At 47.2% G+C, this 16,338-nt stretch carries 12 protein-coding genes; 6 read left to right on the plus strand and 6 right to left on the minus strand.

Features of this window, described 5'->3' with window-relative positions; all coding sequences use genetic code 11:
* Positions 1–17 precede the first annotated feature (17 nt).
* On the minus strand, positions 18–887 hold the full coding sequence (locus OCU74_RS10275) for an AraC family transcriptional regulator (protein ID WP_087479636.1): 870 nt from the start codon (positions 885–887) through the stop codon (positions 18–20).
* 146 nt (positions 888–1,033) lie between these two features.
* Here OCU74_RS10275 and OCU74_RS10280 point away from each other — a divergent pair, with 146 nt between their 5' ends.
* Complete coding sequence (locus OCU74_RS10280; RefSeq protein ID WP_087479637.1) at positions 1,034–2,188, plus strand: aminotransferase-like domain-containing protein; 1,155 nt, start codon at positions 1,034–1,036, stop codon at positions 2,186–2,188.
* A gap of 75 nt (positions 2,189–2,263) precedes the next feature.
* On the opposite strand, the gene OCU74_RS10285 is transcribed toward OCU74_RS10280, so the two are convergent.
* Positions 2,264–4,735, minus strand: coding sequence for an EAL domain-containing protein (locus OCU74_RS10285; protein WP_087479638.1), 2,472 nt, complete (start codon positions 4,733–4,735; stop codon positions 2,264–2,266).
* A 117-nt stretch (positions 4,736–4,852) separates the two neighbouring features.
* On the opposite strand from OCU74_RS10285, the gene OCU74_RS10290 reads away from it, so the two are divergent.
* Positions 4,853–5,824 carry a diguanylate cyclase gene (locus tag OCU74_RS10290; protein ID WP_087479639.1) on the plus strand — a complete coding sequence of 324 codons (972 nt, stop codon included), beginning with the start codon at positions 4,853–4,855 and terminating at the stop codon, positions 5,822–5,824.
* Positions 5,825–5,836: 12 nt separating this feature from the next.
* Positions 5,837–9,430, plus strand: a complete 3,594-nt coding sequence (locus OCU74_RS10295; protein ID WP_087479640.1) for an ATP-binding protein — start codon at positions 5,837–5,839, stop codon at positions 9,428–9,430.
* 9 nt (positions 9,431–9,439) lie between these two features.
* Here the strand turns inward: OCU74_RS10295 and arsC are convergent, their stop codons facing one another.
* From arsC to OCU74_RS10315, 4 genes are all read right to left on the minus strand, one after another.
* Complete coding sequence (arsC, locus tag OCU74_RS10300; protein ID WP_087479641.1) at positions 9,440–9,859, minus strand: arsenate reductase (glutaredoxin); 420 nt, start codon at positions 9,857–9,859, stop codon at positions 9,440–9,442.
* Positions 9,860–9,891: 32 nt separating this feature from the next.
* Complete coding sequence (arsH, locus tag OCU74_RS10305; RefSeq protein WP_087479642.1) at positions 9,892–10,611, minus strand: arsenical resistance protein ArsH; 720 nt, start codon at positions 10,609–10,611, stop codon at positions 9,892–9,894.
* 195 nt (positions 10,612–10,806) lie between these two features.
* Positions 10,807–12,756 carry an oxidoreductase gene (locus OCU74_RS10310; protein WP_087479643.1) on the minus strand — a complete coding sequence of 650 codons (1,950 nt, stop codon included), beginning with the start codon at positions 12,754–12,756 and terminating at the stop codon, positions 10,807–10,809.
* Positions 12,757–12,778: 22 nt separating this feature from the next.
* Positions 12,779–14,035 carry an L-lactate MFS transporter gene (locus OCU74_RS10315; protein WP_234993531.1) on the minus strand — a complete coding sequence of 419 codons (1,257 nt, stop codon included), beginning with the start codon at positions 14,033–14,035 and terminating at the stop codon, positions 12,779–12,781.
* Between the two features lie 210 nt (positions 14,036–14,245).
* Here OCU74_RS10315 and OCU74_RS10320 point away from each other — a divergent pair, with 210 nt between their 5' ends.
* The 3 genes from OCU74_RS10320 to OCU74_RS10330 all read left to right on the plus strand — a co-directional run bounded on the left by OCU74_RS10320 (position 14,246) and on the right by OCU74_RS10330 (position 16,306).
* Entirely contained in the window at positions 14,246–14,788 is a 543-nt protein-coding gene (locus tag OCU74_RS10320) for a PadR family transcriptional regulator (RefSeq protein ID WP_087479644.1), read from the plus strand.
* Between the two features lie 240 nt (positions 14,789–15,028).
* A complete protein-coding gene (locus OCU74_RS10325) occupies positions 15,029–15,475 on the plus strand; it encodes a MarR family winged helix-turn-helix transcriptional regulator (RefSeq protein WP_087479645.1) in 447 nt (148 codons plus the stop codon).
* Positions 15,476–15,562: 87 nt separating this feature from the next.
* Positions 15,563–16,306 carry an SDR family NAD(P)-dependent oxidoreductase gene (locus tag OCU74_RS10330; protein ID WP_087479646.1) on the plus strand — a complete coding sequence of 248 codons (744 nt, stop codon included), beginning with the start codon at positions 15,563–15,565 and terminating at the stop codon, positions 16,304–16,306.
* Positions 16,307–16,338 lie beyond the last annotated feature (32 nt).

Genomic DNA, 16,338 nt, shown 5'->3' on the forward strand with positions numbered 1-16,338 from the left:
CCTTGGAATATCTGTCCTCAGAAGAAGTTCACCGGCAGATAAAAATCCAGCTCAAACACTTCATCGGGATGAAGAAAATGATTCTGGTGGTAATGCACATAAGCTGGTGTCGAACGCAGCTTAAAGCCGGAGTTTGGTAACCACTGCTCCATAATCAGACTGATATACGGTAACAACTCTCCATAAATCCCCCGTAACCGGAACACCGCATGTAATCCTCCAGGGATCACCATTTGATTCACTACGCCCCGATACTGCAAAGGCCGGTCAATTGCAAGGCAGGCGACATAGCGGCATTTATCCAGTGCAACCCAGGCAGGGTTTGAATGATGTAATCCAAACTGGGTAGAAAAATCACGCCCCTCCGTATCAGCCCAGGCTTTCAGTACCAGCCAGGCACGACGAATCGAACGGTTGTAACCGGTGTGCCGCACATAGGCAGCCATTCTGTCCGGTACTTCCATGATTTTCGGCGGCAGCAACTCACGGCTTGCAACCCGTTGATACCCGGCGGCAATTTCCGGGTCTTTGAGGTAAGGTTTCTCGGCGATCTGCATATCATGCTGCCGCCACTGACCGGGATACATATGGAATGTGGCCTTAAAAGCCCGGCTAAAAGATGATGCCGAGCTGAAACCACAGTTATTGGCAATTTCCAACACCGATGATGTCGGGTCAAACATCAGTTGATTGGCCGCATATTCCATCCGGGTCCGCCGGATATACTGATGAATCGACTCTCCGACCGTCTGTTTAAATACCCGGTGAAAATGCTGTTCAGAGTAAGCAGCGACATCAGCCAGCTCCTTTGCTGACAAGTTTCTGCTGATATCTTTATGAATATAAAAAAGAACATCATTGATCCGGGAAATATGTTGTCTGCTCATTGGATTCAAATAGCATAAATGGACATATTGTTAAGCATAAACAGACACGCGAATTTGAGCAATCCCCTGTACTATTCGTTTCCAGAGGCCGTACTCCGACAGAAAATGGCCCAAAACAAAAAATACAAGACCAGACAGGAACAGAGATGGAAATTGCACACTCATTACAACAAACCCGTTCTTCCTATATTCGGGAGATCCTTAGCGCTGCCGCAGATAAGAATGTGATCTCACTGGCCGGAGGATTACCGGATGAACAAACGTTTCCGACTGAACTGATGAAGCCGACGCTGGAAAAACTGACGCAGATGCCGGAGGTTTTTCAGTATGGTTCAACCGCCGGTTATGACCCTTTGCTGGACTATCTGCGCGATGCATATCAGCTACCGGACACACACACCGCTATGATCTGTACCGGATCACAACAGGGATTAGATCTGATCGCCAGAGCTTACTTTAATCCGCAGGATACCATTGCGATGGAAGCCCCTAGCTATCTGGGTGCTATGCAGGTTTTCGGGTTGGTTCAGGCCAATATCGTTACTGTTCCGCAAACGGATGCCGGTCCGGACATTGAAGCACTGGAACTCTGTTTCAGGCAGCAGGCACCGAAAGCATTCTATGCTGTCCCTGACTTCCACAATCCGACCGGCGTCTGCTGGACTCTGGAAATCCGCCAGCAAGTTGCTGCACTCTGCATCCGCTACAATGTTGTCATGATTGAAGATGCACCATACCGGGAACTACGGTTCAATGGAGAAGCTCTGCCTCTTGTTTCTGATTTCTGTCCGGAACATTCAATCGTGTTACGTTCATTTTCTAAAATCGCATCTCCCGGCCTGAGAATGGGCGTTGTCACCGGCAAACGCAGTTATCTGGAACCGTTAATCAAAGTAAAACAGGGGGCGGATCTGCACTCTAGTGTTCCGATGCAGGCATTATTGCTGGGGCTGCTGCAACATCCGGATTTCGATCAGCATCTGGACAGCATCCGTACTTTATATCAGACACGTTATCACCGGCTATATACGGAGCTATGCCAGCAACTTCCTGAAGGTTGTACAGTAAAGCCGATCGATGGCGGGATGTTTGTCTGGCTCTCGCTGCCGGATTGTGACACCTTCGCGCTCGCAGAAAGTATGTTGGCGAAAGGCGTAGCGGTTGTTCCAAGCCCGGTGTTCTATCCGAATGCAGAAGCAACACCAGCAGCATTAAGGCTGAATTTCACTAATGCGAACCCGGATGAACTGACCGAAGCAGTCAAACGTCTGGTTGAAGGCTTAAAGAGTTATCTGAACTGAATGAAATATTCTGCCTGAGTTCACCATGTTCTTTTGAAATCAGGGCAATATTGTCCTGATTTCTGCCAGATCATCTCACAGGCATAATTTGCCCTGTTCATGAAGGATCGTCATAAAGTGATCCAGACCAAGCGGCTGATGATACAGATATCCCTGCCCCAGCTCACATCCCATTTCTGCCAGTAATGACTGTTGATGTGTCTCTTCAATCCCTTCTGCAACAATGTTTAAGCGTAAAGACTTCGCCAGTTGTACAATGGTTTTGACAATATCGAGACTCTGCGGATCATCATTCATATCGTGGACAAAAGAACGGTCTATTTTCAGCACATCGATCGGGAAAGCTTTCAGATAAGACAGACTTGAATAACCGGTTCCGAAATCATCAATGGCAAGTGAAATACCCAGTTCAGACAGGCTAATCAGCATTTGCTTTGTAGTTTCAAAATCGTGCATCAGGGCACTTTCCGTCACTTCCAGTTCCAGCAGATGGCTGGGTAACCTGCTCTCCTGTAAGGTTTTTTCTACAATTTTTACAAATTCAGGATCCGTAAACTGCTTCGCCGCGACATTCACTGAAACTCTGACCGAGTAACCGAGTTCATACCAATAGCTGGCGGCCTGACAACTTTTGAGCAATACCTGGCTGCCAAGTTGTTGTACTAACCCGGTTTCTTCCGCGATCGGAATAAAGTGACACGGCGAAATTAACCGACCGTGCTGATCTTTCAGACGGACCAGCGCCTCACACCCGACAATTTCACCATCACTCAGACGATGCTGAGGCTGATACAGTACAATCAGATCATCTTTCTCAATCGCTTCTCTGAGTGTCATTTCAATATGGTGACGTTGAATCAGCACCGTCTCCAGTTCTTTGGAAAAAAAGCAGTGCTGGTTGCGTCCCTGCTGTTTTGCCCGGTACATTGCTGTGTCTGCATGACGTAACAGATTCTCTTCACTATCGGAATCATCCGGATAAATACTAACCCCGATACTGGCTGAAACTTTGTACTCTTTACCTCCGAACAGAAAAGGCTGACTGATCCGAAGACCAATATCGGTTGCCAGAGAATCCGCGACACCGGCGTTCATCACATTCGGGGCAATAATGATGAATTCATCTCCGCCAGTCCGCGCCAAAGTGTAACCCGGCAGGCAGAGACCCGAGAGACGTGAAGCCAGTTGTTTGATAAACAGGTCACCAAAATTATGCCCCATGGCATCATTAATATATTTGAAGTGATCAATATCGATCATAAACATCGCGATGCGGCTTTGCTGGATGTCCGCAATTCGAATCGCATTTGCCAGACGGTCATGCAGCAGAATCCGGTTGGGTAAATCGGTCAGTTGGTCGTGATTGGCAAGATGACTCATCTTAACTGACATTGCGACGGTTTCACTCACGTCGTGAAACACAATAATCGCGCCAATGACTTCTCCGTTTTTATCCCGGATCGGAGCGGCAGAATCTTCCACCCGGAAAATAGAACCATCTTTGGCCGTCAACTGACTATTTAAAGCCATGCCTACCGTTCGTTGTTCTTTCAGAGCAAGTAGAATAGGGTTCATCCCCTGATGCTGCGACACAGCATCGCGTAAATCCATCACCTCTTCAATTGCTAACCCTTTCGCATCCGAAGCACTCCAGCCGGTCATACGTTCAGCAATCGGGTTCATGAATGTCACCCGGGCAGAGGTATCGGTAGCAATCACCGCATCACCAATCGAGTTCAGGGTTACATTCAGCCACTCTTTCTCTTCCCGTAGCGCCTGCTTCACCCGGATCACATCAGTCATATTCACCGCAGTAACCAGATATCCGAGTGATTGCTCCCCGATGTAACGCTGCCTGATATGAATATTCAGATATTCAGTTTCCCGTTGTTCCTGAATGAACTCAAAGCGGAATTTGACATCCTGTTGCCCTTGTCCCTGAACCGATAACCGGATCTGAGAAGCAAGTTCTGCCGGGAGCACTTCATCAATCTGATGTCCCTGCATCTGTTCCGGTGTCTGTCCGAACCAGCTTCCGGAAAAATCGTTACAGAACTGGCTTTCCCAGTCCAATGACCAGTAAGAGACATACACTGGCAGTTGCGTCAGTAAATCCTGTAAATTATTTTTAGCTTCGGCAAGCGCATCCGACTGAAGACGGAGCTGAAGCTGGTTCTGAACTCTGAGACGACACAGACGCACATCAATCGGCTTGGAAATAAAATCAACGGCACCAAACTCCAGCGAGAAATACTCAACATCAGCTTCATCATGAGAAGTCACAAACATCACCGAAGTATTGGAGGTCAGCGGGTCAGCCAGTAAGTCCCGGCACAACTCCAGACCGTTACGCACCGGCATATCAATATCCAGAATTGTGATCTGGGGCTGGATCTGGCGAGCCAGTGCCAATCCTTCCAGTGGATCAGTTGTAGTCACAATATGACCCAGACCCGACAACGCCTCCTCCATGATCAGTAAATTCGTCGGATCATCATCCACCACCAATATATTGATTTGAGTGCTATTGTTAATGTGTGACGTCATAAGGCCTCAATCTCATCATTTAAGCAGCCGGTAAGACTACTCTCATCGGTAAAAAACGGGGCTTTTGTCAATATAGTCACGAATAGTCGATGCTTCAAAACCGATAAGGAAAGTCCTGTGCTTGAAGAACTGGAATTACGCTACAACCATGCCCGGATACTGATCGTTGACGATGATCCAATTAATCTTGAATTACTCAAAGGCTGCCTGTCCGACACTTTTCAGATTGATCTGGTCGAAAATGGTATGGAAGCCCTCAAGCGGGCAACTCTCACGATGCCGGACTTAATTCTGCTGGATGTAATGATGGAAGGGATTGATGGCTGGGAAGTCTGCCGGACGATGAAATCTTCGCCAACTCTGGCACATATCCCCATTATTTTTATCACTTCGCTTGACGATGACGAGACTCAGATCCGCTGCTGGCAAGCCGGGTGTGCCGATTATATTACCAAACCATTCAACTTCGTGACCTTAGAGCACCGGGTAAAAATGCATATGCGGTATAAGATAACAACCGAGCTCTTAACTACAATGTCAACCCGGGACAGCCTGACCGGTTTATCCAACCGTCGCTCACTGGAATCCGATTATCTGACTATCAAAGGATTATGTCGTCGTAATGGTCAGCCGCTGTCATTACTGATGATTGACATCGATAATTTCAAGCAATACAACGACATCTATGGCCACCTGAAGGGAGACAAATGCCTGCAACAGGTCGCGGATACTCTGAAAAAATCCATCAAACGCGTCTCAGACCGGGTTTTCCGTTATGGCGGGGAAGAATTCACCGTTTTGCTCCCCAACACCAATCAGGAAGGAGCCAGACGGATTGCCTCAACCCTGTTATCTGCTATATCCGAGCAGACTCTGGAACATAAAAGTGCGCCGCTGGGATATCTGACCATCAGTATCGGTGGCGCAACATTTGACTGGGCACATCTGCCGGAACAACTCGAAGAGGCATTGGAAGCCGCAGATCAAGCCCTTTACGAAGCCAAGCATTCCGGAAAAAACCGTTCGGTTCTGACGCAGATAAATCTGACCAAAACATCGAATGAAAAAACGGATTCACCAACCAGATAAAAGGCTCTGCTCATGTTCTCAAAAACATCCTACATCACGGTATTTATCGTTGTTCTGTTGCTGGCTATCTTCGCTATCGTCGAATATAACAACTATTCAGCCGAGCAGATTATGAATGAGACTAAAGCAACACTGGTCAATGAAACCACTTATGAAGTCAACAAAATAGAAGAATCTATCGCTGATAAAATCTCTCTGGTCAAATTTCTCCACAACACACCCCCAATTTCAGGTATTACCCGAGCCCTTGAGCATAATGGTGTTGATCCGAAAGATTCGACCACCACAGAACAATGGATGAACCGGCTCGCGGTTATTTTCCAGGCCCTGATAGAAAACAGGCGAGAGATTAAACAGTTACGGATTATCTCTGTCATAGATAAAGGCAAAGAGTTTCTACGGGTTGATCGCGACGGAGGCAAAGTGGTCAGAATACCGCATGCTTTTTTACAGGATAAATCCGGTGAAGCTTACTATATGGCGGCTTCCCAGCTCGCTCCCGGAGAGATCCATGTCTCACCGATTAACCTGAATATCGAACATGGTAAAATTGCCTATCCGCTCCAGCCGACACTACGTGTGATTACACCGATATTTTTCAGTGACCGGGAACGGTTCGGTTTTCTGATCATGAACATCGATGCTACCAATATCCTCACCAACCTCACCAAAGGACAAGGACTGCTTGATGAAATGTGGCTGGTTGATTCGAAAGGCTATTTTATTCATCACCCGGATAGCGAGCTTTCATTCAGCAGACAGCTCAATCCCGACATAACCCTCGCAAGCCAGTATCAGTTATCTGATATCGGTAACGATGGTTTACTGTCGGCTGTCCGACTGATAAAGCCCGCAGATGAATTGATCGTCGACCGGCAGAGACTTTATTCCGGCTCAAGCTTTGATGAACATGTTTATCTGTATGGCATCATCCATAAAAGCAAAATCGATCATAAAATTGCTGCACGTCATTATGAGTTGTTATTGCTTTCAGGGCTGACTTTTATCATTTTAACCCTTGTACTGGGCATTTTTTATCGCTCATACAGCACCAGCCTGCGGCTGAATAAAATTAATTCAAAATTCCAGTCGATTGTCAGCAGTTCTCCGGACGCAATCATTGGTGCTGATAAAGATGGCAGGATCAAAACCTGGAACCATGCAGCATCAACCTTATTCGATGTTCCTGAACATGCAGCATTCAATCAACTGCTGGATCACTGTATCAGATTAGATCATCAGGATCTGATGGCATCATTCCAGTCGGTTAAATCTTCGAATATAGCCCTTTCGCTTACGGATACACGATTCGATAAAAAAAATGGCGAAACCAAATATCTGGAAATCACGATTAATCCGATTCTGGATACGACGAATAAGGTTGACTCTTATACTATTCAGGTCCGGGACCGTACCAAAGAAGAAGAAGCCGCTGAAATGCTCAAAACCAGTAATGCGGAACTGGAGAAAAAAGTACAACAGCGTACAGAACAGCTGATGCAACATACACAACAACTGGAAATCGCCCACCAGAAAGCGATGGAAGCCAGTCATGCCAAGAGTAATTTCATTTCGGTGATCAGTCACGAAATGCGCACGCCACTCAACGGAATGATCGGCACACTGTCGCTGGTCAGACGGGAGCCACTAAGCCCTGACCAGTTGCGTTACCTGAACATGGCAGAACAGAGCACCAGCACCCTTTCGGTATTGATTAACGATATTCTGGATCTGTCGAAAATTGAGTCTGGCAAACTTGAAATCAGTCACCAGCAATTTCATGTGGGCCGCTTGATCGAAAGTCTGGTGCAATCCTCAGCCATCAGAGCAAAAGAAAAGGGACTGGATTTCATTCTTGACCTGAATTACCTGCGTCACGGAGAGATCACAACCGATCCGAACCGATTAAAACAGATCATCAATAACTTAATCACCAACGCAACCAAGTTTACCAGTGAAGGGGAAATTTTCATCCGGGCATCCTCAATCAATCCATCCGACCAGCCTGAAACCGTCCGTCTGTCAGTCGAAGTGATCGATACCGGGATCGGCATTGCCAGAGAAAATCAGGAAAAACTGTTCCAGCCATTTACTCAGGAAGACTCCAGTACATCGGTCAAATATGGTGGCACCGGACTCGGTTTGTCCATTTGCAGAAAATTATGTGAACTGATGGACGGCGAAATTGGTTTTGAATCCGAACAGGGAATCGGCAGCCGTTTCTACTTCTCAATCGACATGCCGGCAAATACCTGTAAGACAGAAACTAAACCACAGATGCTACAGAACATGATGATTGGGATTTACCTCCCCAATAAGACCCTGACATCAACCCTGACAGAAACCATCCAGATCCTGGGTGGTGAGGTTTATCTGATTGAAGATGAAGCCCACATTAGTACCACGATTGAACAATATCGACTTGACGCACTACTTCTTGATCTCGAATCACCCCGGTTTGGGCCGATTTGCACCCGGTTAGATGAAAACCGGCAAGAGCAACCACTAAAAATCGTGGCATTAACTCATGATTCTCTCCAGCACTGGACCAATCCGACCACACTGGACATTACCACACTGCATTCACCGGTTATCATCCGAATGTTAGCCAAAGCACTCACGAATAATCCGGAATTCCAAACTTTCTCCGATATAGTCACACCAGTTCTGACAGCGCCGGATAGCGCCGTGTCTCTTGCCGGTGTCAGAATCCTGATTGTTGAAGACAACGACATCAATATTGAAGTTGCCAAAGGTTATCTGGCAGAACTCGATGTTGAACCTGAAGTTGCTTTCAACGGCAAAGAAGCGATTGATATTCTGACCCAACGCTCTCGGGAAGGCAGACCCTTCCACTGTATTCTGATGGATTGCCAGATGCCGATCATGAATGGCTATGACTGTGCCCGGCAGATTCGGTTTGAGAACACACAGACCGGACATGAGAACACTCCGATCATTGCTATGACTGCAAATGCATTTTCCGGCGAAAAAGAAAAATGCCTGGAACATGGTATGAGCGACTATCTGACCAAGCCGGTTGAACAGTCTGAGTTACGCAAGAAAGTCATTCAGTGGACCCGGAAATATGCCAGACCGTCTCTTGTCCATACAGAGGAAACAACCATACACGAGAATCCGGCAGAACCTGATATAGAAAAACCTGATGTGGGAAAAGGTGGGCAGAAAGATAACGGGTTATCGCCCCAAATACCGGTAAAAGAGTCTTCCTATAACGGATGGGACAAAGAGCAGGCACTCAACCGGATGGGAGGCAATACCGCATTATTTAATAAAGTTCTGAAAATGTATTCTGACTCGGTATCCGGTGCAATGACACAACTTGCTCAGGCGATCGAGCAGCGGGATGCTTCCCTGATTTCCCATCAAAGTCATAAATTAAAAGGCTCCTATGGTTCAGTCGGCGCCTACCGGCTACGTGAAATCATGGCAGACATTGAAAATGAAACCATGCAGAAAGAAATTTATCACCATGAGAAAGTTGCAGACTATTTTGCTCTGGCTATATCGGAGAAAACCTTACTGGATCAGGAAATCGGCACTTATCTCTCGACACTTACCGATACTCCCGAAACAGGTGCATAAATAACAACTCTATACCAGCCGGCGGCCTTGCTCATCGATGATTAATTCTCCGTCTTCTTTGGCAAGCGGCCCCGGTGGCCATTGATCCAGCAGATCCAACACCACCTCACTGGGGCGACAAAGTTTAACGCCCCGGTGAGTACAGACAATCGGGCGATTCACCAGCACGGGATGTTGCAGCATCGCCTCAAGAATCACGTCATCGGTAACATGATCGTCCAGCAGCCCCAATTCTTTTGCCGGGGATTTTGTTGTCCGCAGTGCCGTACGCGGTGTCAGCCCGGCAGCCGCAAACAACGCAAGCAGTTGTGGTTTACTCCACCCTTCGTTCAGATAGTCAATCACCACTGGTGAATAACCGGCATCCTGAATAATTTTCAACACGTTCCGGGATGTACCGCATTCCGGGTTATGATGGATAACGATCACTTCAATACTCCTCGATTTACTGATCCTGATGCTTATAGTGTTTGCTGATTAACACGTTTCATCAATTCTTCCGCCGATTCAACCCGTTCAGAATAACGATCAACCAGATAATCGCTGTTATCCCGGGTCAGCAGCGTAAATTTAAATAACTCTTCCATCACATCGACGATCCGGTTGTAATAACCCGATGGCTTCATCCGCCCTTCTTCATCAAATTCAAGAAATGCTTTAGCCACAGAAGACTGATTCGGGATGGTCAGCATTCTCATCCAGCGCCCCAGAACCCGTAACTGGTTCACCACATTGAAAGACTGTGAACCACCACAGACCTGCATCACCGCTAATGTTTTTCCCTGAGTCGGACGCACAGCACCTAACGACAAAGGAATCCAGTCGATCTGGGCTTTCATAATGCCGGTCATCGCTCCATGCCGTTCAGGTGAGCACCATACCTGCCCTTCAGACCATGTAACCAGCTCCCGCAATTCCTGAACCTTCGGATGCGTGGCTTCTGCGCTGTCCGGTAACGGCAAACCTTCCGGGTTAAAGATCTTCACTTCAGCCCCCATTCGCACCAGTAAACGCGCACACTCTTCAATTACCAAGCGGCTGAATGAGCGCTCACGTAGTGAGCCGTACAACAGCAGCATCCGGGGTTTGTGCTGTGAAAAACTCCGGCAAAACTGTTCGGAATCCGGTACCCGGAACTGGGTTTCATCCAGAGCAGGCAGCGAAAAATCAGTCAGATTCATTTCTGTTTCTCATATTCGATATTTCATATATATGGAATAACATATATTAATAGAACCAGTGTTGTCAAACGCAGAAAGAAGGACAGAAAAAATGAACACGAAAAAGCCGGCAATCCTGCACAGATTACCGGCTTTTTATGAATAACATTCAGATAGTTGCTGAGAGTAGTCACTCAGCCACACATCTTATGTCAGTTAAATATCCATCGCGGCGTGATGACCCTGATAGACCGCAGTCGTAATGGTCGACACTTTCACACAGTCACCAACTTGCGAGACTAACGGCGCGCAGTCCCAGAGTTCATCGACACTCTGGCGACGTGAACGCTGACCTAAAGCACACAACACACTGGTTCCGGCCAGTTTGATTTCCTGACCATCCGGTCCCTGACAGAGTACACCGTTATCGCTGATTTCGAGCGCTTTGTGGTTTTTATAAACTTCAACACCACTCTTCTCGATTTCAGCCAGCAGCAGCGGACGGTGACGAATATTCGCATCCGGTGAGAGTTCAGAATTCATCTCAACCAGTTTGACATTCTTGTTTTCTCTTGCAAAGTGAATTGCCGCTTCACAGCCAGCCAGACCACCACCGAGAACGATCACATCATCGGTAATCGCATCTACTCTGTGGTGGTAATCGTTAGTCAGTACAACGTTGTCAGCATCAATCCCTTTGATGGGCGGAACAAATGGTTCAGATCCCACGGCAATAATGATGGCATCGGCATCAATCTCATCGGCGTAAGCTTTATCCACTTTGGTATTCAGACGAATATCCACACCGGCATCTTCACACAGTTTGCCCAGTGAAAGTCCTAGGCGATACATTTCGTACTTAAACGGAATTGCCTGCTCACCGATCAGAATTCCGCCAACTTCGTCGTTCATTTCACACAGAATGACTTCATGACCCCGTTTGGCGGCGGTCAGTGCAGCCTGCAGTCCACCCGGACCACCACCGACAACCAGCACCTTTTTCTTCACCCGGGCCGGCAGAATTTCCATTCCATCCAGCTCACGACCAATAATTGGGTTTACCGTACAACGGCGAGTTGCTGTTTCTGCCCGTTCTGCCATACAGGTAAAGCAGCGCAGACAGCGAACAATCCGGTCATCCTGATTGGTAACCACTTTCTTCGGCAATTCAGGATCGGCCAGTAACGCCCGGGCCATTTCTACAATATCAGCCTTACCGGAAGCAATAATTTCTTCCATCTTTTCTGGATCATTGAGACCACCGACAATCGCAACCGGCACACTGACATGTTTCTTAATCGCCTCAGCAAGATACACATTACTACCGTGTGGCAAGAACATTGACGGGTGAGTCACACCAAAGCCACGCTGATACGTTCCCGCTGATACGTGCAACAGGTCAATCCGGCTTTCAATCAGTTTGGCAATTTCAATTCCCTCTTCGAGCCTATAACCACCCTCGAACAGCTCAGAACCACTCAGACGGAATTCGATTGGGAATCCAGGGCCAACTGCTTTACGGACACTGTCGAGAACTTCCTGAGCAAAACGTACCCGATTCTCCACTGAGCCACCGTATTTGTCGGTACGTTTGTTAAAATATGGCGACAAAAACTGGTTTATCAGCCAACCATGACCGCCATGCACCATGACCATCTCAAAACCGGCTTTTTTCGCCAAAGCCGCTTTTTCGCCATAGGCCTCCACAATCTCGTCAATCAGCTCTTGGGTTAACTCTTTCACTTCGCGGCCATCCGGACGCATTCCGTTACTTGGTCCCCACTGACATAATCCGGCTTTCTGATCTTTATCGGTCAGATAAGTCCCTGCATACTGACCACTGTGTGACAGTTCCACACTCGCAATTGCACCATGCCGGCGAATCGCATCCGCCGTATAGGTGAAGCTCGACAGTGAACCTGGTGTATGCAGATCCAAATGGTACATATGAGAACCTTCGGTTTCCGGATGTACAACCAGTTCACTCACGGTGACAGTTGCGGCACCTCCTTTGGCACGGTATTCATAGAATGCGGTTGATGCAGGACCAATCGTACAATCTGCAGTGATATCTGTACCGCCCATAGGTGCACCAAACATCCGGTTACGGAAATACACATTACCGATTTGGATGGGTTTACTGAGATTTGGATATTTTCTTTTCATAACTTTAATTTCCCGGAGTCGTTTATTGGCTCGCAGCAAGCTCGTTAGCCTTGGATTTCTTAGTGATTATTCTGAAGATGTAGGTCAGGATCAGACCTGCAACACAGAATACGATGCCAATGAGGAAAGCATCTTTAAAACTATGGGTGGCACCAAAGACGTTTCTCATGATGGTTGGTCCGGTGTAACCGGCAACTGCAAAACCTGAGAACATAATGCCGAAGTTCACGCTGTTATTTTTCACACCAAACTGGTCTGCCGTCAGGCCAGGGAACACGCCCATAAATGCCCCGAAACAGACACCGATGATTGAAATGCCAACGTAAAATGTAGTCACCTCACCGATACCGGCGAGATAAAGAAGATAAAGTCCGATGATTGACAGAGCACAGGCAGCAGTCAGAGTATTGATCCGGCCGATCTTATCGGATAGCCAGCCTGCCAGAATCCGGCCACAGACATTAAACAGTGCTAATGTTGAAACCGCAGCTGTCGCAGCAGCCGTTGACATTCCAATCATTCGCTGCGCCAGCGGAGAAGCCAGAGCAATACACATCAGACCAGCAACTGCACCACACATCAAAAGGCAAATCAGAACGTAGAACGTGGGTGAGCGAAGCATCTCTTTCCAGTCTTTGTCATTTGACTGAACCGATGCCTGAGTTTTACTTGGCGTCCATCCGGCAGGCTTAAAACCATCCGGACATTTATGGATGAAGAATGCACTTCCGCAAACGATAATAGTGAATGCAGCACCGATGATCTTAAATGCAGCAACAACGCCCATTTCAGCGGTGATCGCAGCAGCTATCGGTGGGATTACGACAGAACTAATCCCAAACAGTGCCGTTGTCAGACCACCGACCAGACCTCTTTTGTCAGGGAAAAATTTAATCGAAGTACTGATCGTTGAGCCGTATACCATGCCCAGACCAAGGCCCAGAACCAATCCGTAAGTCACGATAAGCGAATCGACAGTAGTCGCTAATCCGGACAGGAACATCCCGCCGCCAAACATCAGTCCTCCAACAAAAATCACAACTTTAGGACCGAATGTATCGTTGATTTTCCCACCGGTAATCATGGTAATCGGTCCGACGGAATTCCCGACAACGAAGACAATCGCCAGATCAGCAGGAGTCAAATGGATACCATTCAGCTGACCCAGATGCGCGGCCATCGGCGCGGCAAAAACACTCCACGCATACATAGAACCCACACATAAATTAATAAAACAAGCAGCGATCAGTATCGACCACCTTTTTTTCGAATAGTCCATTTATAACTCCCCTTTTCCCGTTTCTGAATTGATTTGGTCCGTTTCAAGCACGTTAATTCCCCTACAACTCAGACCCTATAGATTAAATTTGAACATGTAAATATTGACATGTTTGGAATTATCTATTCTTTGTCTTAAATCATATTTGTTTGAAAACGATAGATTTGATAGTATTCATGATGCTTATAGGTAAGTGTCAGAGAGACCCAGATGAGAGTACTAAAGTACGCAATATTAGGACTTTTGAACCGTCGCCCCATGAGCGGCTATGACATCGGTAAAGAGTTCAACTACGAATTGGCTGAATTTTGGCACGCCAAACACAGCCAGATTTATACTGAATTAAAGAAATTACATACTGAGGGATTAGTCACTTACGATATCGAAATCAGCGGCGAAATTCTGGAGAAAAAGCAGTATTCCATCACAGAAGCCGGCCGGGATGATCTCATTCACTGGCTCCATAAAGATGAACTGATCGGCAAAACAGCCAAAGATGTTTTTCGTGTCCGGATGTATTTTTCTAACTTTCTGGATCTGGAATCCCGGATGAAACTGCTGGAAAGCCAGAAAATGCAACATACCAAACGGATGAATACGCTGATGAAAACTTCAGAACAATACCCTGAAGTTCCTCCACCCGACAGTGACCGATTTGGTGACTTTATTACTCTGGAAGGCGCCATCATGCGGGAAAGAAGCCTCATTGAATGGCTCGACAAGTGTATCGGTTATTGTAAAGATGCTTTGTAAGATCAAAGATTCTTTGTAGAGCCAACCTCACCGCTCACACCCCGGATTATTTCGTATATTACGTACCTTGCCAACAGCTGCTCCACCCCGGTAGCAGCTGAATATCCAGCCTCATTATTTCCCCTCAGACACCGAATAAATTTCATGTAAAAGTTCGGTCATCGATGCAGGAAGACTTGACATCACACCCAATAGTTGCGTATACAACTAAATATATTTTCTTGTGCTGACAAACCAAGTATGAAGTTCTCGTATGACCATCATCAATCTTTAGGGTATCTGGCCGGGCTTGCAAGCCGGTTACTCAACAATCGACTCGCAATGCGATTTCAGGAAGCAGGAATCGACATGACTGCCGAACAATGGGGGGCGCTGCTCGTTCTCCTCAACGGGGATGCAATGACTCAGGGACAACTTGGAGAGCAGCTTGGTCTGGAGAAATCCAGCGTCAGTCGTCTCACCGACGGACTCGAAAAACGCGGTTGGATCGTCCGGGTCCGGGATCCGGAAGACAGCCGGAAAAAACTGGTTTCTCCCACTCAGGAAGCCCGGAAAACCGCAACACGCTGTGAGGCAATTGCCAGAGCTGTTCTGAGCGAAGCTCAGCAGAATATGACCGATGAACAGCAACGTATCTGCCAATCGCATTTATCACTCGTCATTACCAATTTACGGGGACTGACCTGACAGAGAACAAATCTTACAACTCACACATAACTGACTCTGATGTAAAGAGGAAGAAAGACTAGCAACATTCATCAAAAAGAGGTTCATATGACAAAACGTAACGCCCTGATTACCGGTGGAGCACGAGGCATCGGCGCAGCAACAGCAAAAGCACTGGCAGCCGATGGATACCGGGTATTCATCAACTATGTCAATAGTACACAAGTCGCCAGCGATCTGGCTGAAGAAATCAAGAACAATGGCGGAGAGGCATTCTCTATTCAGGCTGATGTCCGGGATGATAGCCAGGTTCAGGCGATGTTTGCTCAAATCCAGAATGAGTACGGTGGTGTCGATGTTCTGGTATCAAACGCCAATATGAACTTCACGCCAAAACTATTTATGGATCAGACCTGGGAAGAGTTCTCACAAAAATTGAATGACGAAATGCACGCGGCTTACGTGACTGCCAAACACGCAGCAGCCAGCATGAAAGAAAAGCAATTTGGTCGTTTAGTCTTTATTTCCAGCACCTTATCCGAAAGTCCGGCACCGAGCTTTATCGCTCACGGTTCGGCAAAAGGTGCACTGGACAGTTTCTGTAAATATATTGCCCAGGAATTAGGCCCGTACGGCATCACAGCCAATATCGTGGCTCCGGGACTGGTTGAAACCGATGCAACCAAAGATGCACCGGAAGAATTCAAAGAAATCATCCGGGTGAATACACCGACTCAAAGAGTTGCAACACCGGAAGATGTAGCCAATACCGTCAGATTCTTAGCCAGTGAAGGTAGCTCACACGTCACCGGAACATATACGCCGGTTTGTGGTGGCGCTTATCTGCCTTAACGGATCAGCCATTTATGTAAAATAATACTCCA

This window comes from Vibrio mangrovi (genome assembly GCF_024346955.1).
Taxonomy (GTDB): Bacteria; Pseudomonadota; Gammaproteobacteria; order Enterobacterales; family Vibrionaceae; genus Vibrio; species Vibrio mangrovi.